We start from the raw sequence: 22,772 nt of genomic DNA, 5'->3' as shown, positions 1-22,772 counted from the left end.
CGATCGGAAGCCTGGAAAACAGCTGCGTAGGTTACCTTGTGTCGCGCCCGAACGCCCGCGATCCCTTCGCCGGCCCCTGCGCACGACTGAACTCGCGCCCGACCGGCCCACTCCAAACCCTGACGCCCCCGATCCCCTCTGCGGAAAGCCCCCATGACTGCTTCGCTGATCTATTACGTCGCCACCAGCCTCGACGGCTACATCGCCCGCCCCGACGGCCGGGTGGACTGGCTCGAACCCATCGAGCGCTCCGGCGACGACCACGGCTACCACGCCTTCTACGAAAGCATCGACGGCCTACTGATGGGCCGGGGGACCTACGAGACCGTGCTGGCGATGGGCGGCGACTGGCCCTACCCCGGCAAGCCCTGTACCGTGCTCACCCGCGCCGACCTGCAACCCGCCGGCCCCCAGGTGAAGATCCGCCACAGCACGCCCCAGGAGGCCCTGGCGGAGCTGGCCGAGGCCGGCTGCAAGCGGGTCTGGCTGGTGGGCGGCGGGTCCCTCGCGGGCACCTGCTACGCCGCCGGCCTGCTGGACGAGCTGATCGTCAGCGTGATTCCCCACCTGCTCGGTGCGGGCATCCCGATGTTCGCCACCGGCCTCGAACGGCGCCTGCAACTGCACGAACAACGCAGCTTCGCCACCGGCGTGGTGCAGCTGCATTACCGACTGCTACCGGAAGCCCCTGCCCCATGACCACCCTCGACATCGCCGCCGCCTGCCTGATCGACGCCGACAACCGCCTGCTGCTGGTGCGCAAGCGCAACACCCGGGCCTTCATGCTTCCCGGCGGCAAGCGCGAGCCCGGCGAGAGCGCGCACGAGGCGCTGCGCCGTGAACTGCAGGAAGAGCTGGAACTGAGCCTGCCGGCCGAGGCCCTGAGCCCGCTGGGGTCATTCCGCGCGGCAGCGGCCAACGAGCCTGACACCTGGGTCGAGGCCCAGGTCTTCGTCGCACGCCTGGAGCAGCCGGTGGCGCCCGCCGCCGAGCTGGAGGAACTGGCCTGGCTGGCCCCCGGCCAACCCCTGCCGGACACCCTGGCCCCACTGCTGCGGGAACAGGTCCTGCCGGCCCTGGCCGCTCACCCCGCCTTCGCCTGAAGGCTGCGCCTCACACGCCCAGCTGGCGCGCCTGGCGCCGCAGCAGCTGGGCGCTGTCCCAGCCGATCAGCAGCACCGCCAGCCAGATGGGCAGGTAGGTCCACAGCTGCGCCGGGTCGAACGCCTCGCCGAGGAACACCACCGCCACCGCGAACAGCAGCACCGGCTCCACGTAGCTGAGGATGCCGAACAGCCCCAGCGGCAGAAGCCGGCTGGAAGCCATCATCGCCGCAAAGGCCAGGGTGCCCAACACGCCCAGCCCGGGAATCAGCCACCACAGCGCCGGTGACTGGGCGAACGCGCCCTCGGGGCCGTGGGCGATGATCAGCCACGCCGCCAGGGGGGCCAGCACCAGCATTTCTAGGATGAAACCGGACAGCGCATCCAGGCGCATCCAGCGGCGCAGCATGAAATACGGCGGGTAGCCCAACGCCGTGACCAGCGTCAGCCAGGAGAAGGCGCGGGTCATCCACAACTCGTGGAGCACCCCGGCCAGCGCGCAGATCACCGCCAGCAGTTGCAGCGGACGCAGGCGCTCGTTGTAGAACAGCCGGCCGCACACCACCATCGCCAGCGGCAGCAGGAAGTAGCCCAGCGACACCTCCAGCATCCGCCCCTGCAACGGCGCCCAGAGGAACAGCCCCCACTGCAGGCCGATCAGCAACGCCGCCAGCGGCAGCGCCGCCAGCAACAGCGGCTCGCGCCGCAACCGCACGAGCACCCCGCCAAGGGTGGCCCACTGGCGACTCAGCGCCACCAGCAGCAACACCGCCGGAATCGACCAGAGCACGCGCTGGGCGAACACCTGCACGCCATCCAGCGGCGCCAGCTCGCGCACGTAGCCCGGCATCAGCGCAAACAGCACCGACGCCACCAGGGACAGGGCGACTCCGCGCCCGGACAGCCTCACCGGCACACCGTGACGGCTGGGTAGAAGAACGAAGAAGACATGGCAGGCCTCTGATTGCAGCCGGCGAAAATACCCGCTCATCACCAACAGAGGAAGCTTATCCACGCACGTGCGGACCCGCTGGGACCAACCCGGCATCCACGGGCCTGAAAGCGGCACCTGCCTACCAGGCTCCCGCTTGGGAAACCAACCGGGCGCCGAGTCGGCCGAAGCAGGGCGGTGGGCTGAAGCCCACCCTACGCCCACCGACTCTCACCTCACCGGCTTCGCGAGCAGAGCGCGCTCCAACGGGAAGCGAGCGCCCATAAAAAAGCCCGGCCATGGGCCGGGCGGAGTGTGTGCGTCGGGATCACGCACGGAGCAATCGGGTGAAGCCGGTCAGGCAACCTTGACCAGTTGCGCACGGGCCTGGGCGATGCCCTTCTCCTGGAACTCGGCGCCCATGTTCAGGCCCTCGGCATGGATGAAGGTGACGTCATGGATGCCGATGAACGCCAGCGCCTGGCGCAGGTAGGGCTCCTGGTGGTCCAGCGGACCACCGGCGTACACGCCGCCACGGGCGGTGAGGACGAAGGCGCGCTTGCCGCTGAGCAGGCCCTGGGGGCCGGTCTCGGTGTACTTGAAGGTCACCCCGGCGCGCAGCACATGGTCCAGCCAGGCCTTGAGGGTGCTGGGGATGCCGAAGTTGTACATCGGCGCCGCCAGCACCAGCACGTCGGCGGCCAGCAGTTCCTCGGTGAGTCGGTTGGAGCGGGCCAGGGCCGCGCGCTCGGCGTCGTTCTGCTGGTCAGCCGGCTTCATCCAGCCACCCAGCAGGTCGCTGTCCAGGTGCGGCACGCTTTCCTGGGCCAGGTCGCGCACCACCACCTCGTCGGCCGGGTGGGCGGCCTTCCATTGGGCGATGAACTCGGCGGTCAGTTGGCGGGAGATGGAACCCTGTTGGCGGGCGCTGCTTTCGACGATGAGGACACGGGACATGCTGGCTGCTCCATCAAGAACGGTTGCGATTCGATGGAGCGCAGCTTAGGAGGACACAATTCGATAAAAAAGCGAAAAAATCCGCTACTAAATATCGATGTTTTTAATTTATAAAGGCCTCCTGATCGACCAGGAGGCGACGCAATCAAACCGGCTTGCAGGTCAGCCCGACGCGCAGGCGGATGATGCTGCGGTTGAACTTGGCGGTCAGCGAGACGCTCTCCCCCGGTGCGATCACCGAGCGGCGCACCCGAGGGGTTTCCGGGCCGTTGACGAAGCGCGCGGTGCATTCGGCACGGGTCCCGCCCAGGTTGTAGACCGTGATGGCGCCCATGTTGTGGTCGATGTCATTGGTCTGGTAGGAAATCTCGGCACCGTTGTACTGCTTCTCCACCTCGATGGGGTAGGCCAGGGCGACGCCGGGCAGGCAGGCCAGCAGGGTACAGAGCATTGTTGTTTTCATCGGGGGTCTCCGCTGCGGTGGGCCGCCAGATTACAGGAGAGCGCCGATCCAGGTCATCGGCGCCGGTCAACGTGAGGAGCCAGCCATGAAAGCGCCCCGGGTCACCCTGGACCAATGGAGAACCCTGCAGGCCGTGGTGGACCACGGCGGCTTCGCCCAGGCGGCGGAGGCCACCCACCGCTCCCAGTCCTCGGTGAGCTACACCATCGCGCGCATGCAGGAACAGCTCGGCGTGCCGCTGCTGCGCATCGACGGGCGCAAGGCGGTGCTCACCGAAGCCGGCGAGGTGCTGCTGCGCCGATCCCGCCACCTGGTCAAGGCCGCCAGCCAGCTGGAGGAGCTGGCCCACCACATGGAGCAGGGCTGGGAGGCCGAGGTGCGCCTGGTGGTCGACGCCGCCTACCCCACCGCCCGCCTGCTGCGTGCACTGGCCGCGTTCATGCCGCAGAGCCGCGGCTGCCGGGTGCGCCTGCGCGAGGAGGTGCTGTCCGGCGTGGAGGAGGTGCTGCTGGAGGGCACCGCCGACCTGGCCATCACCAGCCTCACCGTGGCCGGCTACCTGGGCACCGAACTGTGCAACGTGGAGTTCGTCGCCGTGGCCCACCCCGACCACCCGCTGCACCGGCTCAACCGCACCCTCAGCTTCCAGGACCTGGAAAGCCAGCTGCAGGTGGTGATCCGCGACTCCGGCCGCACCCAGCCCCGCGACGTCGGCTGGCTGGGCGCCGAACAGCGCTGGACGGTGGGCAGCCTGCCCACCGCCGCCAACTTCGTCAGCAACGGCCTGGGCTTCGCCTGGCTGCCGCGCCACATCATCGAACGGGAGCTGGCCGACGGCCTGCTCAAGCCGTTGCCGCTGGACCAGGGCGCCACCCGGCACCCGAACTTCTTCCTCTACGCGAGCAAGGAGAAGGCCCTGGGACCGGCCTCGCAGATCCTCGTCGAGCTGATCAAGACCTTCGACTCGACGCCCCTCAACGCCCCTTTCGCCGCGCCGATGCCCAGCGCCTGAGGAGCCCGCCATGCCCTGGTTCGACCATCACGGCTGTCGCCTGCACTACGAAATCCACGGCCAGGGCACCCCGGTGCTGCTGGTGCACGGCCTCGGCTCCAGCACCCTGGACTGGGAGTACCAGCTCCCCGCCCTCAGCGCCCGCCACCAGGTGGTGCTGATGGACGTGCGCGGCCACGGCCAGTCGGACAAGCCCCGCGAGCGCTACAGCATCGCCGGCTTCGCCGCCGACGCCGCCGCGCTGATCGAGCACCTGGGCCTGGCCCCGGTGCACCTGGTGGGCATCAGCATGGGCGGGATGATCGGCTTCCAGCTCGGCGTCGACCGCCCCGAACTGCTGCGCAGCCTGACCATCGTCAACAGCGCACCGGAAGTGAAACCCCGCAGCCCGCGCGACTACCTGGAGGTGGCCAAGCGCTGGACCCTCTCGCGCCTGCTGGGGCTGGACACCATCGCCAAGGCCCTGGGCCGCCTGCTGTTCCCGCTGCCGGAGCAGGCCGAGCTGCGCGCCAAGGTGGAAGAACGCTGGCCACGCAACGACAAGCGCGCCTACCTTGCCGCCCTCGACGCCATCATCGGCTGGGGCGTGCGGGAACGCCTGGCCCGCATCACCTGTCCTACGCTGGTGGTGACGGCCGACCGGGACTACACCCCGGTGGCGCAAAAGGAGGCCTACGTCCGCGAATTGCCCGATGCCCGCCTGGTGGTGATCGAGCAATCCCGCCATGCCACCCCGCTGGATCAACCGCAACGCTTCAACACCACCCTCCTCGGCTTCCTCCACGAGGTCGAGCACAACAAGGAACGCCCCACATGCTGAAGAAACTCGCCCTCGCGGCCTGCACCCTGCTGTTCGCCTCCCACCTGCTGGCCGCCGGCAACCCCCACGTCACCCTCAACACCTCCGCCGGGGAGATCGAGCTGGAGCTGGACGAGGCCAAGGCGCCGATCACCGTGAAGAACTTCCTCGCCTACGTGGACGCGGGCTTCTACAACGGCACCGTGTTCCACCGGGTCATCCCCGGCTTCATGATCCAGGGCGGCGGCATGACCGCCGACATGCAGGACAAGTCCACCAACCCGCCGATCAAGAACGAAGCCGACAACGGCCTGCACAACGTGCGCGGCACCATCGCCATGGCCCGCACCCAGGCCACCGACTCGGCCACCAGCCAGTTCTTCATCAACCACCGCGACAACGCCGCGCTGGACCACGGTGCCCGTGGCTTCGGCTACGCGGTGTTCGGCAAGGTGGTGCGCGGCATGGACGTGGTCGACCAGATCGCCAACGTCCCCACCGGTCGCCGTGGCATGCACCAGGACGTGCCAGTGCAGCCGGTGGTGATCCTCTCCGCCAAGCGCTCCTGACCCCTTGCGGCCCGCCTCGGCGGGCCGCTGCACACGGGGCCGGCTCCCTGGAGCCGGCCCCGTTCTTCGTCGAGGTCCCGCCATGTTCCGCCGCTTCGAACGCCTGATCGACGTCTTCCGACCGGCCCCTGACGACACCCCGCCACGCAGCGTGCTGCGCTTCTACCTGCACTACCTGCGCCAGGTCTGGCCGGTGTTCGCCGCCCTGCTGGTGGTGGGGCTGATCGTGGCGCTGATCGAAGTGGCGATGTTCAGCTTCCTCGGACGCATCGTCGACCTGGCGCAGTCCACCCCGGCCGGCGAACTGTTCAGCGCCCACGGCCACGAGCTGCTGTGGATGGCGGTGGTGACCCTGCTGCTGCGCCCGCTGTTCAACGCCCTGCACGACCTGCTGGTGCACCAGAGCATCAACCCCAGCCTGACCAACCTGATCCGCTGGCAGAACCACCGCTACGTGCTCAAGCAGAGCCTCGGCTTCTTCCAGAACGACTTCGCCGGCCGCATCGCCCAGCGCATCATGCAGACCGGCAACTCCCTGCGGGACTCCGCCGTGCAGGCGGTGGACGCCCTCTGGCACGTGCTGATCTACGCCGTCAGCTCCCTGGTGCTGTTCGCCGAGGCCGACTGGCGGCTGATGCTGCCGCTGGTGGCCTGGATCATCGCCTACGTCATCGCCATCGCCTGGTTCGTGCCCCGGGTCAAGCAGCGCTCGGTGGAGTCCTCCGATGCCCGCTCGCGGCTGATGGGACGCATCGTCGACGGCTACACCAACATCACCACCCTCAAGCTGTTCGCCCACACCCGTGACGAAGAGGGCTACGCCCGCGAAGCGCTGGACGAACAGACCTGGCGCAGCCAACTGGCCGCGCGGGTGGTCACCATCATGGACACCGTCGTCACCCTGCTCGGCGGCGCCCTGGTGGTCAGCACCTGCGGCCTCGCCCTGTGGCTGTGGAACCAGGGCCTGATCAGCGCCGGCGCCATCGCCCTGGCCACCGGGCTGGTGATCCGCATCATCAACATGTCCGGCTGGATCATGTGGGTGGTCAACGGCATCTTCGACAACATCGGCCAGGTGCAGGACGGCATCCAGACCATCGCCGTGCCGCGCCAGGTGGTGGACGCCCCCGACGCCCAGCCCCTGCAGGTGCAGCGTGGCGAGGTGCGTTTCGAGGCGGTGCGCTTCCACTACGGCAAGGGCAGCGGGGTGATCGAGCACCTGGACCTGCACGTGCGCCCCGGCGAGAAGATCGGCCTGGTGGGCCCTTCCGGCGCCGGCAAGTCGACCCTGGTGAACCTGCTGCTGCGCCTCTACGACCTGGAAGGCGGGCGCATCCTCATCGATGGCCAGGACATCGCCCAGGTGACCCAGGACAGCCTGCGCGCGCAGATCGGCATGGTCACCCAGGACACCTCGCTGCTGCACCGCTCCATCCGCGAGAACCTGCTCTACGGCCGTCCGGACGCGGACGATGCGGCGCTCTGGGATGCAGTGAGCAAGGCCCGCGCCGACGGCTTCATCCCCCAGCTCAGCGACGCCGAAGGCCGCCACGGCCTGGACGCCCACGTCGGCGAGCGCGGCGTGAAGCTCTCCGGCGGCCAGCGCCAGCGCATCGCCATCGCCCGCGTACTGCTCAAGGACGCACCGCTGCTGATCCTCGACGAGGCCACCTCGGCACTGGATTCGGAAGTGGAAGCGGCCATCCAGGAAAGCCTGGAGAGCCTGATGCGCGGCAAGACGGTGATCGCCATCGCCCACCGCCTCTCCACCATCGCCCGCATGGACCGCCTGGTGGTCCTCGACCAGGGCCGCGTGGTGGAAAGCGGCAGCCACGCCGAACTGCTCGCCCAGGGCGGCCTCTACGCCCGCCTGTGGCGCCACCAGACCGGCGGCTTCGTCGGCGTCGACTGAGCCGCCGGAGATCCACCCTCCGAACACCATGGGCTTCGCACAGCGAAGCCCATCCTACGGCCACAGGTACGGCCCGTAGGATGCGCTGAGGCCACGAAGCGCATCAGGCCGCACCGCAACGGTCTGAGCCCACCGACACATCGGCCATGCTGCAACAGCCACAGGCTCAGCCCGTAGGATGTGCTGAGGCCACGAAGCGCATCGCGACGATCAATGCAACGGTTTTGAGGAACCCACCCGCCACATCGGCCACACCGCAACGGTGGATCGATGAAGCGCGATCCACCCTACGGGGTGCCAGTGGTTGCGTAGGGTGGATGGCGCTCTTTCCATCCACCATTCCCGCGCATGGCGGCCACAGGGAGCCCGTGTCGACTATCAATCCCGATGATCTCGACTAGAAGAACCATCAATTTCCGCGATGAAAGGGGCGGTGGTCATATAGACCCCGTTCCCGGCCCCCACCGAAGCCGCGCCACAGGCCCCGGGCTTCGGTCGGAGCGCCACCCACTGATCGAGGAAAGACCGTCATGAAAATCGCAGCCGCCGTCACCGCCGTTCTCTCCAGCCTCGCCCCCACCGTGTTCGCCGCCGAAAGCCGCGACCCCGGCGCCGGCCTCCCGGTGGAGGAGTACCACTACGGGATGCAGGTCGACGTGAAGAAAGTGCTCTACCGCACCGACAACAGCAGCCGTGCCGGCGTGGTGCCGGTGGTGATGGTGTACGAGGACAGCCAGGGCGACGTGCACAAGATGCGCTACCTGGAATGGGGCGGCAGCACCCTCAGCAACGGCTGAGGCTCAGCCCTGGCGATAGGGCAACAGGCCCCGCGCCTCCTCGGCATAACGGAGGATCGCGGGGCGTTCCTGGGCCAGGAAGTCCGCCACTGCCGCGCGCAAGCCGGGGTGGAGCAGCAGGTGCCAGGAGCGGGTCACGACCGGCTCGAAGCCCCGGATCAGTTTGTGTTCGCCCTGGGCGCCGGCGTCGAAACGCGACAGCCCGGCGCGGATCGCCCACTCGATGCCCTGGTAGAAACAGGTCTCGAAATGCAGGCGGTCGAACTCCGCCAGGCAGCCCCAGTAACGCCCGTACAGGGTGCTGCCATCCACCAGCGAGAACGCCATGGCCACCGGCCGGCCTGCCTGCACCGCGAACACCACGCGAATGGCCTGAGGCATGCGCTCGGCCAACAGGCTGAAGAAGGCGCGCGTCAGGTAGGGCGTCTGCCCCCGCACCGCATAGGTGTTGGCGTAGCAGGCATAGACGAAGTCCCAGTCCGCCTCCAGCAGCTCGTACCCCTCGCGCCACTGGAAATCGATCCCCTGCCCCGCCACCTGCTCACGCTCCTTGCGCACCTGCTTGCGCTTGCGCGAGGCGAATGCATCGAGAAAGTCCTGGAAGTCCCGGTAGCCCCGGTTGTGCCAGTGGTACTGGCAGCCCAGGCGCTCCAGCCAGTGCTCGCGCCCGCGCAGCACCGCGTCGGCGAAGGCATCGGTGAAATTCAGATGCAGGCTCGACAGGTCCTCCGCGTCGAGGGCTTCGGTCACCCCCTCCAGCAGCGCCGACGCCGCGCTGGCGTCCACCGCCAGCAGGCGCGCGCCGCCGACCGGGGAGAACGGCACGGCCCCCAGCAGCTTGGGGTAGTAGCCGATCCCGGCACGCTGGCAGGCATCGGCCCAGGACCAGTCGAACACGTACTCACCGTAGGAGTGCACCTTCACATAGGCCGGCATCGCCGCGCGCAGGAGGCCCTGGTCGTCCAGCAGCAGCCGGTGCGCCGGGTACCAGCCGGACTGTCCCCCCACACTGCCGCTGTCCTCCAGGGTCGAGAGGAAGGCATGGCGCAGGAAGGGCTGGTCATCGGGCAGCAGGGCGTCCCAGTGCTCGGGCGCCAGGTCGGAGAGTCGGGTGAGGGTCTGGATAGGCATGGCGAGCAGTCTGGCGCGGGGCGCAGTCGAAAAAAAGTCCGCCGTGGAGAAATTGCCGACGCCCCTGGTGCAGAGCGGGTGAAGCCGCTCCCACAAGGCGTCGCGCACGCGGGTCCGACCGCGAAAATCCGCGCCATAAAAAAGCCCCGCCGAAGCGGGGCCCAAGAAGGAGCGGATGAACGGAGTTGCTTAGAACACGTATTGCGCGCGGATGACGAAGCCGTCGCCGCTGTCGTCGCCATTGCGGTTGGTGAAGTGGTCAGTCTTGGCCTTGGTGTACATGCCGCTGATCTTCACCGCTTCGTTGGCGTACCAGTTCACACCGAGGTTGTGCACCTTGGCCTTGGTGTCCTGGGCATCACGCAGGTAGGTCTGGTTGGCGGCGGCAGCGACGGCGACATCGTTGTCAGCCGAGATGCTGTCGTAGCGGTAATAGACTTCCCAGGCGCCGGTCTGCTTGTTGGTCGGTTTGATGGAGTCGAACTTGCCCATCTTGTAGCCGCGAGCCTCGCCAGTGAGGGTGTAGGCAGCCTGGACGTAGAAGCCGGAGGCTTCGAGGTCGGACTGGGTGCCGGCGGATTTGGTCTCACGCTTCATCCATTCGCCCTGCAGGGAGAACGGGCCGGTTGCGTAGGCGGCTTCCAGGCCGTAGGCGGAGTCGTCATCCCAGAAGGAAGTGGCGGAGTTGGTACCGGCCAGCACAGCACGGTTGCCCAGGTTGCCGGAGGCGTTGCCGCCGTTGGTGTCTACACCGCGCATGCCCAGGCGGGAGCGGTAGCGAACGTCGGCACCGGCCACGTCGTCCAGGTTGCGGCGGGCGAAGTTGGCACCGAAGTGCAGCACGTTGCCGGCTTCGGCCATCGGCGCGAATACGGCGCGGGCGTTGAACTGCTTGACGCTGTCGCCTTCGTCGTCGTTGGCGTCCTTGCTGCTCAGGCTGGTGGACACGTAGGCGTAGTTGCTGATCAGCGCCTGCAACTGGATGCCCATGCCGTCCTGGTGGGTGTTGGCCCAGTCGATCACTTCGTTCATGGCGCTGCGCTCGAGCGCGGTCACCCACTTGGAGCTGGTGGCTTTCTCCAGGCCGAAGTCCGGGTCGAAGCGACCGAAGCGGATGGTGATCGGGTTGAAGCCGGTGTAGCTGATCGAGGCTTCGTCGAAGTTGCCGCTGCTGGGCGCGCCGCTGCTGTTGCCGGAGTTCTCGGAGAAGTCGTAGGCCACGGCATAGGCCCAGTCGGTGTAGGCCACGCCGGACAGTTCCAGGTAAGCACGACGGAAGTAGGCCGCGTCACCGGTGTCGCCGTTGCGGGTGTACAGGCCATCGAAGCGGCCATAGTCGGCTTGCAGACGGCCGCCGAGCTTGAAGCTGAACGCCTTGTCGGTGGTGCCGACTTCCAGGCCGCCCTTGGTCTTGATAACGATGTCGGTGCCGTCGGTGGTCACGGTACCTGCGAAGGCCTGGGCGGAAATGGCCAGGGCGATGGCGCTGGCGGCAATACCGGCGAGGTGCTTACGGATCATCGAAGATTCCCCTAATTGGTCTTAGTGCTGGAAAAACACCCGAGCCCTCGGGGCTCGTTCGTGCTGGTGGGGAATGTTGGCGGGGGGTTATTTCAGCTCAGTTGCTTTTAGATAAATGTTTTATGACATAGGAACTTTTTAAGTCCGATGGGAAATAAGGCTCAAAGCCAGCACCCATGCGGGTTCCAGCCGGCCATCAAGCAGGGCGTACAGGTTCGTGGCGGCGGGAAAGATGACAGAACGGTGGCGAGGGTGCGTCAGCCCCGGGAGCGGCGCTCGTCGGCCAGGCGCTGGGCCAGTACGTCCACTTCCCCCGGGGAAGCATCAGGCAGATGCCGCACCACCTCGCGGGTCACCGCCAGCTGGTGGATGAAGCGCCGGCAATCGGCGCAAAACAGCAGATGGCGGCGCGCATCGAGGCGCGCCAGCAGCCCGAGGCGGCCGTCGAGGTAGTCGCTGGAGCAGGCCACCAGCGCTCGGCAGTTCAGCATTGGCCCGTCTCCTCGTAGTGCTCCAGGGTGGCGAAGACCTTCAGGCGCGCGCGGTGCAGCAGCACGCGCATATTGGAGAGCGAAACGTCCAGGAGATTACAGATGGCCTCCGGCGCCAGCCCTTCGCGCTCGTGCAACAGCAACACGCTGCGCTGCAGGTCGGACAGGCTCAGCAGGGTCTGCTCCAGGCACTGGCGCAGCTCGTCGGCCTGCAGCAGGGCTTCCGGCGAGTCCTCGTGCCAGGCGCTGGGCGGGCGCAGCCAATGGCCGTCAGGGGCGAAGCGGGCGTCATCAATGCTGCCATGGGGCGCCGGCAGGTCATCCAGCAGCACCTCCCGCCGGGCCTGGCTGGCGCGGGTACGGGCGGTGTTGGCGGCGATGGTGAGCAGCCAGGTCTTGAGGCTGGAGCGGCCTTCGAAACCGTCGAGCGCGCGCACGGCGGCCAGCCAGGCGTCCTGGACCACTTCTTCGACATGGCGGGGGCCGGCGATGGCGTAGGCCACCGCGCGCATCGCGCCCTGGTGGGCGGCGATGAGCTGGCGGAACGCCGAAGGCTCCCCCGCGCGCAGGCGGGGCAGCAGTTCGGCGTCCGCAGGGAGGGGCATCAGCGCTTGCGCAGGATCACGCTGCCGATGGAGTAACCGGCGCCGAAGGAGCTGAGCACGCCGAGGCTGCCGCTGGGCAGGTCGTCCTGGTGCTTGTGGAAGGCGATTACCGAACCGGCGGAGCTGGTGTTGGCGTAGGTGTCGAGGATCACCGGTGCTTCCTGGGGCTCGGCGTCACGGCCCAGCAGCTTGCGGGCGATCAGCAGGTTCATGTTCAGGTTGGCCTGGTGCAGCCAGAAGCGCTTCACCTGGGTGACGTCGATGTCGTTCTCCTGCAGGTGCGCGGCGATCAGCTCGGCCACCATCGGGCAGACGTCCTTGAACACCTTGCGGCCTTCCTGCACGAACAGCTTGTCGCGGGCACCGATGCCCTCTTCCGCCGCGCGGTTGAGGAAGCCGAAGTTGTTGCGGATGTTGTTGGAGAACTGGGTCAGCAGCTTGGTGCCGACGACTTCGAACTGGTGCTTGGAGGTGGCCTTGTCGGCGCGCTCCAGGATCACTGCGGTGGCGGCGTCGCCGAAGATGAAGTGGCTGTCGCGGTCGCGGAAGTTCAGGTGGCCGGTGCAGATCTCCGGGTTGACCATGAGGATGGCGCGGGCCTGGCCGGTCTGGATCGCGGTCACGGCCGCCTGGATGCCGAAGGTGGCGGAGGAGCAGGCGACGTTCATGTCGTAGCCGTAGCCCTGGATGCCCAGTGCAGCCTGGACCTCGATGGCCACTGCAGGGTAGGCGCGCTGCAGGTTGGAGCAGGCGACGATCACGCCGTCGATATCGGCAGCAGTACGGCCGGCACGCTCCAGGGCCTCGCGGGCCGCGCCCACGGCCATCTCGCAGAGGATGCCCCACTCGTCGTTGGAGCGTTCGGGGATGCGCGGCACCATGCGCTGCGGATCGAGGATGCCGGCCTTGTCCACCACGAAGCGGCTCTTGATGCCCGAGGCCTTCTCGATGAACGCCACGCTGGACTCGGCCAGCGCCTCAACCTCGCCGCGCTCGATGGCAGCGGCGTTATCGGCGTTGAAGGCCTGCACGTAGGCGTTGAAGGAAGCCACGAGTTCTTCGTTGGAGATGCTGTTGGACGGGGTGTAAAGGCCGGTGCCACTGATCACGACGTTGTGCACGGTCGATCCTCTCATTGCGGGGCTGTGACGGGCACAGCCGGTTAGGCAGTTGGTTCGCCGGCCGACAGGGCGCGCCCGGCGTCTGAAATTGGGCCATCTCCGGGCAGCGGGATGGTGGGTGGAACGGGTTGACAAGTCATCCGTGCCCCGGACTGGGCACGGCCCACGCAGGATAACGGGCGAGGCGCTTGCTGGCGGCGAAGTTTGCCACAGCACGGGCCCTTCTGGCGCCTGCCGGAGCGCAACGGCAGACCACCGGCGCAATCCTGCGGGAGGGCCAGCAGCCGTAGGAAAACAAGCAAGCGTCAATCAGAAAAGACTTACAAGTCACACTTTTGCGTAGAAGCTCGAGAGCACCTGGAAGACACAGCGATGCGTCTCAACGTCGGCGTTCATGTGGCCAAAATGCATGGAATTTCGGCCAGGATGCCCTCGCAGCGCGAGGGCAACAGGCCTTACAGATGGCGGCTGATGCGCGCCTGGAGTGCTTCCAGCACGGCGGGGTCGGCCTTCTGGCTGGCGTGGATGCCCAGGCCTTCACCCTCGTAGCGGGGAATGATGTGGAAGTGCAGGTGGAACACGGTCTGCCCGGCCGGGGCGCCGTTGAACTGGGCCACCTGGACACCGGCCGGCTTCAGCTCCTCGGTGATCACGCGGGACAGCCGCTGCACCACGGCCATCACCTTGGCCAGCGCCTCCGGGTCCACGTCCAGCAGGTTGCGCGCCGCCGAGCGCTTGGGGATCACCAGGGCATGGCCGTAGGACTGCGGGAACAGGTCGAGGAAGGCGAGCACGTCGTCGTCTTCGTAGAGCCTGTAGCACGGGGCATCGCCCCGGATGATCTGGGCAAAGATGTTCTGCGGATCGTAGGTACCGTGAAGGCTCATCGTGGCGCTCCATATGCCGACTGGTCAGCCGCGCACCTTACCCGCTGCGGCGCCGGAGTTGAACCCCCGGCACCGTGCTGGTGTTACCCCGTGCGTTCCAGCACCACCACCCGGTTGCGCCCCTGGGACTTGGCCCGGTAGAGCGCCTGGTCCGCTGCGCGGATCCAGTCCTCCACCGACGCCATGCGCCCGTCGAAGGCGACCAGGCCGATGCTCAGCCCCACATCGCCTTCCTCGCGGGCGATCTTCTCGCGCAGGCGCTCCAGCAGCACCCGGGCGCCCTCCTCCTGGGTCATCGGCAGCAGCACGCAGAACTCGTCGCCGCCATAGCGCCCGCACAGGTCGGTGTCCCGCAGGGTCTCGCGCAAGCCCCGGCCCAGGCGCTCCAGCAACTCGTCGCCGGCCAGGTGGCCACGGGTGTCGTTGACGGCCTTGAAGTGATCCAGGTCCACCAGCGCCAGGCAGGCGGGCTGGCCACCCCGTTGGCAGCGGAGGAATTCCTGCTGGGCCTGCTCGGTCCAGTGGCGGCGGTTGTAGAGGCCGGTGAGGCTGTCGGTCTGGCTCAGGGTGCGCAGCGCCTTGCGGCTGCGCGCCACGCTCTGGGCCAGGTCATAGAGGGTGGCGCCGATCACCAGGGGGTGCAGCAGCATCATCGGCAGGCACAGCAGCAGGTGCTGCAGGGTGATGGGGCTGTGGAAAGTGAAGCCGAACACCAGGATGCCCGCCCCCACGCCGGCCAGCTGCGCCAGCAGGCCCTGGGCCACGAAGCGGATGCCGCCGGCGGCGACGTTGTTCGCCTGCAGCATGGCGAAGGCCACGCAGGTGGCAAGCGGGCTGAAGCCGGCGGTGGCGATCCAGAAAGTGCCGGCGAAGGAGTCGAACAGGATGTGCCGGCGCTCGTTGCGCACCGGGTCCTGGTAGCTCCGGCTCAACGCCAGGGCCACCCAGGGCCAGACGAAGGAGAACAACGCCAGCAGCACCCAGACCCACGCCGGTCGGTGCAACTCCCACAGCGGCAGGGCAAGGCACAAGGCGCCGACAGGCAGCCCCAGGGCACGAGGCAACAGGGCCCGCCAGACGAAGCGGCTGTGCCCGTGCTTGCCGGAAGGCACTGCCGGGACGGTACTGCTGCCGTTCTGCCTGGCCATGGTCGTTCACTCTCGGGAGTCCTGCCGGGCTGTATAGCACGGCGCCACCACCCTCACCACGTAGCTCGCCGCCCCGTAGCCCGGGCTTCAGCCCGGGGAGCCACCGTGCAGGGCGTCCAGCACCTGCTCCACCCGCGCCTCCAGCGGACCGGTGAGTACCTGGAAGGGCCAGCCGCGGCGCTGCAGTTCCGCGCGGTACCAGGCCTGCTGGCGACGGCGGAAGGTGTCGTCCTGGCGGGTACCGTCCTGCACGAAGGGGAAGTCGTCGGCGCAGAGGAAGGTGTGCGCATAGGGGCGTTCGGCCAGGGTGGCCAGCTCGGCCTCGGCGCGGCCGAACATCGCGTGGCTGTAGAACAGCGTGGTCAGCGCCGAGGTGTCACAGACCAGGTAGCGCCCGGCCGTGAGTGCCGCCTGGTCTTCCCGCGCCACCTGGGTGCGGCCGATGTGCAGCAGGTCGTCGTACTCCAGCTGGCCGTCCTTCGCCACCCAGTGCTCGCGGCCGAACTCGGCCACGCAAGGCGCGTCGAGCGCGGCGGCCAGGGCGATGGCGAGGCTGCTCTTGCCGGTGGATTCGCCACCGAGCAGGACGATCCGTTCGACGAAGTCGGCGTGCACCTCGGGGGCGAGGAAGTCCCGCAACCCGTGGGGGTCGGCCCGCAGGCGGGTGCCGGAGACGGGCACGGCGAGGCGCTGCGGGTCGACGCAGACGTGCTGCACCGGGTGCCCGAAGATACCCGCCAGGTGCGCGGCAAACCCCTCGCCATAGCCCTCGCTGGTGAACACCGCGTCCACCGTGGTGCCGAACACCGCCTGGCAGAACTCGGCGACGAACTGGCGCGGCTCGAACTCGGGGGCGTCGTTGTGGGGCAGGTCGGGCAGGCGCTTGCCCTCCTCCCGCCAGGCCTGGATGCGGGCCGGGGTGACCACCTCGGCCTGCAACTCCGGAAAGCGCAGGCGCAGCCAGCGCTCACGGCGCCCGGCCTCGCAACCCGGCAGCTCGGGGAGGGACCAGCAAAGCAGCAACAGCCGCTCGCATTGCCCCCGGGCCGCGCGGATCAGCCGCTCATGGCCCAGGTGCAGCGGCGAGAACTTGCCCACCACCAGGCCGGTGCGAAAGGCCGTGTTCATCTCAGGCCGGTTCCTGTCCGGCCAGGGGCGCGGTGGCCTCGCGCAGCTCGCGGCGCCAGCGGTACAGGCCGTACCAGGCATTGCACCAGAACAGCGTGTAGAGCCCGGCGGTGAGGTACAGCTCGCGGGAGGCGTAGAGCGGCACCGCCAGGGTGTTCACCAGCAGCCAGGCGTACCAGTTCTCCAGGCGCCGGCGCATCAGCAACAGTTGTGCCAGCACGCTGAAGGTCAGCACCAGGGAATCCACCAGCGGTGCGTAGGCGTCGGTGAAGTGGTGCAGCAGCGCCCCGTAGGCCAGCGCTACCACCACCGCCAGGGCCGCCATCCACGCCAGCGTGCCTGGCGCGGTGCGGCTCACCGGCAGCTGGGTGCCGGCGTTGCCACGCAACCAGGCCCACCAGCCCAGGGCGCTGGTGACGATGAAGAAGCCCTGCAGGGTGACGTCGGCATACAGCTGGGATTCGAAGAACAACCAGCCGAACAGCACGCAGCCGAGGATGCCGCTGGACCAGGTGTGCACGCTGTTGCGCGCCGCCAGCAGCACGGCGATCAGGTTCACCAGGTCGGCGACGAGTTCGAGGATGGAAGGCATGGGGTCGTTCTTGTCCGATGCGGCCGGGTTCAGCCGAAGCGCTTGACCGCGTCCAGCCAGTCGCGCTCCAGGCGTCCCTGCTCCGGGTCGAGCCCCAAGGCCAGCATGGCCTCGCGGTGCGCATCGATCTCGCGGACCATCTGGCTGAGGTCGGAGGTGTTGCCGTCCAGCTGGTGCATCTGGGTCACGCCCAGGTGGTAGAAGCGCAGCAGCTTCATCGCCGCCGGGTCGTTCACGGCGACGCCGGCCTTGACCCGGTGCATCAGGTTGGTGACGCGCATCAGGCTGCGCTTGAGCCCCCAGCCATAGACCGCCGGTGCCATGAACGGGCGCGGCCAGAGCTGCAGGCGCACCAGGGCCACGGTCACCGCCAGCCCGGCCAGCACGCCGGCCAGGTTCCAGCGGAAGTTGTCGCCACCGGGGGTGCCGAACAGCTGCACGCTGGCGGTGGCGAACAGCATGGCCAGGGCGATGAACAGCACGGCGATGCCGATGGCGATGCGCCGGGTCTTCTCACGGTACAGCTCGGGGCTCATGGGGCGGATTTCGAACAGCACATCACTCACGGATCAACCCTCCACCTGGGTCCACTGCTTGTTGAGACGCTTGTCGGAGACCGGCATCTTCGTCCCCAACTGCTGGGCGAAGAGGGACACGCGGTACTCCTCCAGCATCCAGCGGTACAGCACCAGCTCGGGGTCGCGCTTGCCTTCCTGGGCATGCTTGGCCAGGCGCGCCTGGTACTGCTCCCAGTAGCCGGCCAGCTCGCCGGACCAGACGCGGTCACGCTGCAGCTGGGCGCCGATCTTGTCGAAGCGCTGCTCGATGGCCTTGAGGTAGCGCGGCACTTCCTTCAGCCACTCGGCCGGGGTCTCGCGGACGAAACCCGGGTACACGAGGTTGCCCAGCTGCGCCTTGATGTCGTTGAGCGCCACCGCCTGAGCCAGGTCGATGCGGCCCTTGAAGCGCTTCTGCAGGCCATGCCAGAGCTTGAGGATGTCCAGGGTCAGGCGGGCCAGGCGTTCGGCGTGCTCGGCCCAGGCACCGCGCTTCTTCTCCGCCAGCGAGGCCAGGGCCGCGCCATCGCGGGGCAGGCTGGCTTCGCCGTCGAGGATGCAGCTGTCGAGGCTGGCCAGGAGGATGTCCTCCACCAGCGCGTCGACCCGGCCCATGTCGCGGTACAGCAGGCCCAGCTCGGTCAGGCCCGGCAGCTTGCCGCGCAGGTACTTGGCCGGCTCGGCCAGTTGTTGCAGCAGCAGGCGCTGCAGGGCGCGGCGGTGTTGCCAGTCGGCCTCGGCCTGGGTGGGGAAGCGGCTTTCCTTGACGCTGCCGCCCTCCTCCACCAGCGCCGGGTAGACGGTCATGGACAGGCCGGCGACCTTCTGCTGGGTCTTCTCCGCCACCTGGGCGAAGCCCTTGGCTTCCACCGGGCGCTGCTCGCCCTGCTTCTGCGGGATGGCCAAGGCGGCCTGGCTGGCCTCGGCGAAGCGCGCGGTCAGCTCGGCCAGGTCGCGGCCTTCGCCGAGGAACTTGCCGCGCGCGTCCACCACCTCGATGTTCATCTTCAGGTGCTGCTCCAGCAGGCCGGCGGCTTCCGCCCAGGCCTCCTCGGGCACGCGAGCGCCGGTCATGCGCTGCAGTTCGCGGCCCAGCGCCTCGGGCAGCGAGCCCTGGGCGAAGGCCAGCTTGGCCAGCGCGGCCTTCACGAAATCCGGCACCGGCACGAAGTTCTTGCGGATGGCCTTGGGCAGGTTGCGCACCAGGGCCACGCACTTGGCTTCCAGCAGGCCGGGCACCAGCCAGTCGAGGCGCTCGGCGGGCAGCTGCGGCAGCAGGGGCGCGGGCACCCGCAGGGTCACGCCGTCACGCGGGTGGCCGGGTTCGAAGTGGTAGTCCAGCGGCAGTTGCAGCTCGCCGATGCGCAGGGTGTCCGGGTACTGCGCGGCGGTGACTTCGCTGGCTTCGCGGGCCAGCACGTCCTCCTCACGCATGATCAGCAGCTCGGGGTTCTTCGCCCGCTCGCGCTCGTACCACTTCTCGAAGCTGGCGGTCTGGTAGATGTCCTCGGGCAGGCGCGCGGCGTAGTAGCCAAAGAGGGTTTCCTCGTCGGCGAGGATGTCGCGGCGGCGGGCCTTGGCCTCCAGCTCGTCGAGCCGTTCCAGCAACTGGCGGTTGGCGGCCAGGCACTTGGCGCGGCTGTGGATCTCGCCCCGCACCAGGCCCTCGCGGATGAACAGCTCGCGCGCCACCGGCGGGTCGATGGGGCCGTAGTGCACCGGGCGACGGCCGACCACGATCAGCCCGTAGAGGGTGACCTGCTCGTAGGCCACGACCTGGCCACGGCGCTTCTCCCAGTGCGGCTCCAGGTGATTCTTCTTCACCAGGTGGCCGGCCAGGGGTTCCAGCCAGTCGGGGTCGATCTTGGCGACCATGCGTGCGAACAGCTTGGTGGTCTCCACCAGCTCGGCGGCCATGATCCATTGCGGCCGCTTCTTGGCGATCACGGTGGAGGGGTGGATCCAGAAACGCCGCTGGCGGGCACCGAGGTAGTCGCCGTCCTCGCTCTTCTGGCCGATCTGGCTGAGCAGGCCGGAGAGCAGCGCCTTGTGCACGCGCGGGTAGTCAGCCGGCTCCTTGTTGAGGGTCAGCTTGAGTTCGCGGCAGATCAGCGTCAGCTGGCGGTGGGCATCGCGCCACTCGCGCAGGCGCATGTAGTTGAGGAAGTTCTTGCGGCACCAGGTGCGCAGGGCGTTGGAGCCCAGTGCCTGGCGCTGCTCCTCGAAGCCGCGCCAGAGGTTGACCAGCGCGGCGAAGTCGGAATCGGCGTCCTTCCACTGCGCGTGGGCCTGGTCGGCGGCCTGCTGGCGATCCATCGGCCGTTCGCGCGGGTCCTGCACCGAGAGCGCGCTGGTGATCAGCAGCACCTCGTCGAGGCTGCCCTGGTGGGCGGCCTCCAACAGCATGCGGCCCAGGCGCGGGTCCACCGGCAGGCGTGCCAGCTGGCGGCCCAGGGGCGTGAGCTGGCCCTCGCGGTTCACCGCCGAGAGTTCCTGCAGCAGGGTGAAGCCGTCGCTCACCGCCTTGCCGTCCGGCGGTTCGATGAAGGGGAAGTCGGCGATGTCGCCCAGGCGCAGGTGGAGCATCTGCAGGATCACCGCCGCCAGGTTGGTGCGCAGGATCTCCGGGTCGGTGAACTCGGGGCGACCGAGGAAGTCCTCCTCGCTGTACAGGCGCACGCAGATGCCCGGTTCGACCCGCCCGCAGCGGCCCTTGCGCTGGTTGGCGCTGGCCTGGGACACGGCCTCGATGGGCAGGCGCTGGACCTTGGCGCGGTAGCTGTAGCGGCTGATGCGCGCGGTGCCGCTGTCGATCACGTAGCGGATGCCGGGCACCGTCAGCGAGGTTTCGGCGACGTTGGTGGCGAGCACGATCTTGCGGCCCGGCATGGGCGCGAAGATCTTCTGCTGCTCGGCCGGGGTCAGCCGTGCATACAGCGGCAGCACCTCGGTGTGGCGCAGGTTGGCCTTGCGCAGCACCTCGGCGGCGTCGCGGATCTCGCGCTCGCCGGGGAGGAACACCAGCACGTCGCCCGGGCGCTTGCCTTCGGCGCGCTCGTGGTCGGCGATCTCGTCCAGGGCGCGGAGGATGCCCTGGTCCACCGACAGGTCGTCGAACAGCGGCTCGCCGTTCTCGTCCACCTCGGCGGCCAGGGGCCGGTACCAGGTCTCCACCGGGTAGGTGCGGCCGGAGACTTCGACGATGGGCGCGTCGCCGAAGTGCTTGGAAAAGCGCTCCAGGTCGATGGTCGCCGAGGTGATGATCAGCTTCAGGTCCGGGCGGCGCGGCAGCAGGGTCTTCAGGTAGCCCAGGAGGAAGTCGATGTTGAGGCTGCGCTCGTGGGCCTCGTCGACGATGATCGTGTCGTAGCGCTCGAGCAGGCGGTCGTGCTGGGTTTCAGCCAGGAGGATGCCGTCGGTCATCAGCTTGACCAGGCTGCGCTCGTTGGACTGGTCCTCGAAGCGCACCTGGTAGCCCACCAGTTCGCCCAGGGGCGTGCCGATCTCCTCGGCCACGCGGGTCGCCACGCTGCGCGCAGCCAGCCGGCGCGGCTGGGTGTGGCCGATCAGGCCATGGGTGCCGCGGCCGATCTCCAGGCAGATCTTCGGCAGCTGGGTGGTCTTGCCCGAACCGGTCTCGCCGGCGATCACCAGCACCTGGTGCTTCTCCAGGGCGGCCTTGATCTCGTCGCGCTTGGCGGCGATGGGCAGGGCGTCGTCGTAGCGCATGCGCGGCACGCTGGCGCGACGAGCCTCGACCTTGGCGCAGGAAGCCTGGAAGCGTTCCAGCCACTGGGCGAGCTTCGCCTCGTCCGGCTTCTTGTGCAGCTCGTGGAGCTGGCGGCGCAGGCGATGGCGGTCGGCGATCAGGGCGTGGTCGAGGTTCTTGTGCAGGGAGGCGATGTCGGTCATCAGGCGCTGGGCAATCGTGGCAAAGGCGCGATTGTCGCAGATTCCGCCCCCGCACCGCACCGGGAAGCGCCCGCGCGCCGATGGCTCGGCGGCGCGGGGCGGAACGGGTCAGCGGGTGGCGGTGACCGGCAGGCTGCGCAGCTCGGCCGGGACGGTGCGCAGGGCCAGGTCCTGGGCCTGCAGGGAATTCCAGGCGAAGCCCTGCAGGGCGCTGCTGCTGTCGTGGTCCAGGCGCGCGGCCTGCTCGCTGGACGGTGCCGGCGGCTGCACGCCGTAGATCAGCGCGTAGAACACCGAGGCGGTCAGGTAGCTGCCGCTGTAGCTCGGGTGGCTGCCGTCCTCGATGAACAGGTGCGGTTGCGGGGTGGCCGCCAGGGCCTGCTTCCAGGCCTGCCCGACCGGGGCCAGCAGCGCGTGGGTCTCGTTGGCCAGGCCGGTGTAGACGGCATCGAGCTGCGCCTGCATGGCCGGGTTCGCCTGGCGTGCCCAGGTCAGGTAGAGGATCGGCTGGGCGCCGGCCTTGCGTGCCTCGGCGGCCATCAGGCGCACGTAGGTGCGGGTCTTCTCGGGGTTGTCCACCGGCATGGTGCTGAAGTCCTGGATCACCACGTAGTCCCAGTGCTGGCTGGCCAGCACCTGCTGCACCACGCCGCGGTTCCAGTGGGCCTCCAGGCTGGCGCCGCCGAAGGTGACGTCGCGCACGTCCAGCGGGCGCGGCTGGGCGGCGTCGAGCGACATCTGCCGGACCATGGTCGGCAGGTCGTTGAAGAAGGTGTAGCTGTTGCCCACGAACAGCACGCTGAGCGGGCGGCCCATCACGGCCTGCGGCGAGGCGGAGCCGATCAGCGGTTTCGCGGACGGGCTTTCAGCGGCCACGCTCGGGCCGACGACGACAACTCCCAGCATCCAGGCCAGGAGGATTCGACGCACGTTCATACGCATGGAGGTCCCCCAGGAAGCGCAACGGTGCGGGCCACGGGCCCGCGGACCGGCGCAGGTTATGCGAATCCACCGCTGTCGCAATGCTGGCAGCGGGCGGGGGTGACGGGAGGTCATACCGTTCGGTAGAGCTGGCGAAGCGGCTGGAGGCACGGGGCGCTCCCGGGCTGAAGCCCGGGCTACCTCTGCTGGGGTGA

General features: G+C 68.5%; 22 protein-coding genes. 7 read left to right on the top strand and 15 right to left on the bottom strand.

The genetic code is table 11. The features are described 5' to 3' along the window. The first annotated feature begins 153 nt into the window (after positions 1–153). Together PotMrB4_RS07615 and PotMrB4_RS07610 are read left to right on the top strand one after the other, a co-directional pair. A complete protein-coding gene (locus PotMrB4_RS07615) occupies positions 154–699 on the top strand; it encodes a dihydrofolate reductase family protein (protein ID WP_107328584.1) in 546 nt (181 codons plus the stop codon). After that, the gene (locus PotMrB4_RS07610; protein WP_074969097.1) at positions 696–1,103 is read left to right on the top strand and encodes an NUDIX hydrolase; all 408 of its coding nucleotides are present in this window, start codon (positions 696–698) and stop codon (positions 1,101–1,103) included. The genes PotMrB4_RS07615 and PotMrB4_RS07610 overlap by 4 nt, the downstream gene beginning before the upstream one ends. A gap of 10 nt (positions 1,104–1,113) precedes the next feature. Here PotMrB4_RS07610 and rarD read toward each other — a convergent pair whose 3' ends face one another. The 3 genes from rarD to PotMrB4_RS07595 all read right to left on the bottom strand — a co-directional run bounded on the left by rarD (position 1,114) and on the right by PotMrB4_RS07595 (position 3,454). Next, positions 1,114–2,013: an EamA family transporter RarD gene (rarD, locus tag PotMrB4_RS07605; RefSeq protein WP_074969099.1), complete on the bottom strand. Its 900-nt coding sequence runs from the start codon at positions 2,011–2,013 to the stop codon at positions 1,114–1,116. Positions 2,014–2,391: 378 nt separating this feature from the next. Next, positions 2,392–2,991, bottom strand: a complete 600-nt coding sequence (locus PotMrB4_RS07600) for an FMN-dependent NADH-azoreductase (protein ID WP_044413500.1) — start codon at positions 2,989–2,991, stop codon at positions 2,392–2,394. 145 nt (positions 2,992–3,136) lie between these two features. Further along, on the bottom strand, positions 3,137–3,454 hold the full coding sequence (locus PotMrB4_RS07595; protein WP_044413498.1) for an S-Ena type endospore appendage: 318 nt from the start codon (positions 3,452–3,454) through the stop codon (positions 3,137–3,139). 85 nt (positions 3,455–3,539) lie between these two features. Between PotMrB4_RS07595 and PotMrB4_RS07590 the strand changes: the two genes are divergently transcribed. From PotMrB4_RS07590 to PotMrB4_RS07570, 5 genes are all read left to right on the top strand, one after another. Next, a complete protein-coding gene (locus PotMrB4_RS07590; protein WP_044413495.1) occupies positions 3,540–4,466 on the top strand; it encodes a LysR family transcriptional regulator in 927 nt (308 codons plus the stop codon). Positions 4,467–4,476: 10 nt separating this feature from the next. Then, positions 4,477–5,286, top strand: coding sequence for an alpha/beta fold hydrolase (locus PotMrB4_RS07585; protein WP_074969103.1), 810 nt, complete (start codon positions 4,477–4,479; stop codon positions 5,284–5,286). Next, the gene (locus tag PotMrB4_RS07580; protein WP_044413490.1) at positions 5,280–5,834 is read left to right on the top strand and encodes a peptidylprolyl isomerase; all 555 of its coding nucleotides are present in this window, start codon (positions 5,280–5,282) and stop codon (positions 5,832–5,834) included. The genes PotMrB4_RS07585 and PotMrB4_RS07580 overlap by 7 nt, the downstream gene beginning before the upstream one ends. 82 nt (positions 5,835–5,916) lie before the next feature. Beyond that, positions 5,917–7,746 carry an ABC transporter ATP-binding protein gene (locus tag PotMrB4_RS07575; RefSeq protein WP_107328589.1) on the top strand — a complete coding sequence of 610 codons (1,830 nt, stop codon included), beginning with the start codon at positions 5,917–5,919 and terminating at the stop codon, positions 7,744–7,746. Between the two features lie 530 nt (positions 7,747–8,276). After that, the gene (locus tag PotMrB4_RS07570; protein WP_044413486.1) at positions 8,277–8,543 is read left to right on the top strand and encodes a DUF2790 domain-containing protein; all 267 of its coding nucleotides are present in this window, start codon (positions 8,277–8,279) and stop codon (positions 8,541–8,543) included. A gap of 3 nt (positions 8,544–8,546) precedes the next feature. Here the strand turns inward: PotMrB4_RS07570 and PotMrB4_RS07565 are convergent, their stop codons facing one another. The 12 genes from PotMrB4_RS07565 to PotMrB4_RS07510 all read right to left on the bottom strand — a co-directional run bounded on the left by PotMrB4_RS07565 (position 8,547) and on the right by PotMrB4_RS07510 (position 22,572). Continuing rightward, a complete protein-coding gene (locus PotMrB4_RS07565; protein WP_172432928.1) occupies positions 8,547–9,674 on the bottom strand; it encodes a GNAT family N-acetyltransferase in 1,128 nt (375 codons plus the stop codon). Positions 9,675–9,863: 189 nt separating this feature from the next. Then, a complete protein-coding gene (locus PotMrB4_RS07560; RefSeq protein WP_074969111.1) occupies positions 9,864–11,195 on the bottom strand; it encodes an OprO/OprP family phosphate-selective porin in 1,332 nt (443 codons plus the stop codon). Between the two features lie 257 nt (positions 11,196–11,452). Continuing rightward, complete coding sequence (locus PotMrB4_RS07555) at positions 11,453–11,686, bottom strand: anti-sigma factor (protein WP_074969113.1); 234 nt, start codon at positions 11,684–11,686, stop codon at positions 11,453–11,455. Further along, complete coding sequence (locus tag PotMrB4_RS07550; RefSeq protein ID WP_172432927.1) at positions 11,680–12,291, bottom strand: RNA polymerase sigma factor; 612 nt, start codon at positions 12,289–12,291, stop codon at positions 11,680–11,682. The genes PotMrB4_RS07555 and PotMrB4_RS07550 overlap by 7 nt, the downstream gene beginning before the upstream one ends. Continuing rightward, entirely contained in the window at positions 12,291–13,412 is a 1,122-nt protein-coding gene (locus PotMrB4_RS07545) for a beta-ketoacyl-ACP synthase III (RefSeq protein ID WP_044413473.1), read from the bottom strand. Before PotMrB4_RS07545 ends, PotMrB4_RS07550 begins: the two co-directional genes overlap by 1 nt. A gap of 455 nt (positions 13,413–13,867) precedes the next feature. Beyond that, positions 13,868–14,299 (bottom strand): HIT family protein, encoded by a 432-nt coding sequence (locus tag PotMrB4_RS07540; protein ID WP_044413468.1) that lies wholly within the window; start codon positions 14,297–14,299, stop codon positions 13,868–13,870. An 83-nt stretch (positions 14,300–14,382) separates the two neighbouring features. Further along, positions 14,383–15,447: a sensor domain-containing diguanylate cyclase gene (locus PotMrB4_RS07535; RefSeq protein ID WP_172432925.1), complete on the bottom strand. Its 1,065-nt coding sequence runs from the start codon at positions 15,445–15,447 to the stop codon at positions 14,383–14,385. 87 nt (positions 15,448–15,534) lie between these two features. After that, positions 15,535–16,575 carry an AAA family ATPase gene (locus PotMrB4_RS07530; RefSeq protein ID WP_172432924.1) on the bottom strand — a complete coding sequence of 347 codons (1,041 nt, stop codon included), beginning with the start codon at positions 16,573–16,575 and terminating at the stop codon, positions 15,535–15,537. 1 nt (position 16,576) lies between these two features. Beyond that, positions 16,577–17,167 (bottom strand): nicotinamide riboside transporter PnuC, encoded by a 591-nt coding sequence (gene pnuC / locus PotMrB4_RS07525; RefSeq protein ID WP_172432923.1) that lies wholly within the window; start codon positions 17,165–17,167, stop codon positions 16,577–16,579. 29 nt (positions 17,168–17,196) lie between these two features. Next, positions 17,197–17,721 (bottom strand): DUF3087 domain-containing protein, encoded by a 525-nt coding sequence (locus PotMrB4_RS07520; protein ID WP_044413461.1) that lies wholly within the window; start codon positions 17,719–17,721, stop codon positions 17,197–17,199. A 15-nt stretch (positions 17,722–17,736) separates the two neighbouring features. After that, a complete protein-coding gene (gene hrpA, locus PotMrB4_RS07515; protein ID WP_172432922.1) occupies positions 17,737–21,636 on the bottom strand; it encodes an ATP-dependent RNA helicase HrpA in 3,900 nt (1,299 codons plus the stop codon). A gap of 108 nt (positions 21,637–21,744) precedes the next feature. After that, positions 21,745–22,572: an SGNH/GDSL hydrolase family protein gene (locus PotMrB4_RS07510; RefSeq protein WP_172432921.1), complete on the bottom strand. Its 828-nt coding sequence runs from the start codon at positions 22,570–22,572 to the stop codon at positions 21,745–21,747. Positions 22,573–22,772 lie beyond the last annotated feature (200 nt).

This window comes from Metapseudomonas otitidis (genome assembly GCF_011397855.1).
GTDB lineage: Bacteria > Pseudomonadota > Gammaproteobacteria > Pseudomonadales > Pseudomonadaceae > Metapseudomonas > Metapseudomonas otitidis.
Note: the sequence above shows the minus strand (reverse complement) of the source record. Positions and strands in the feature narration are given on the sequence as shown.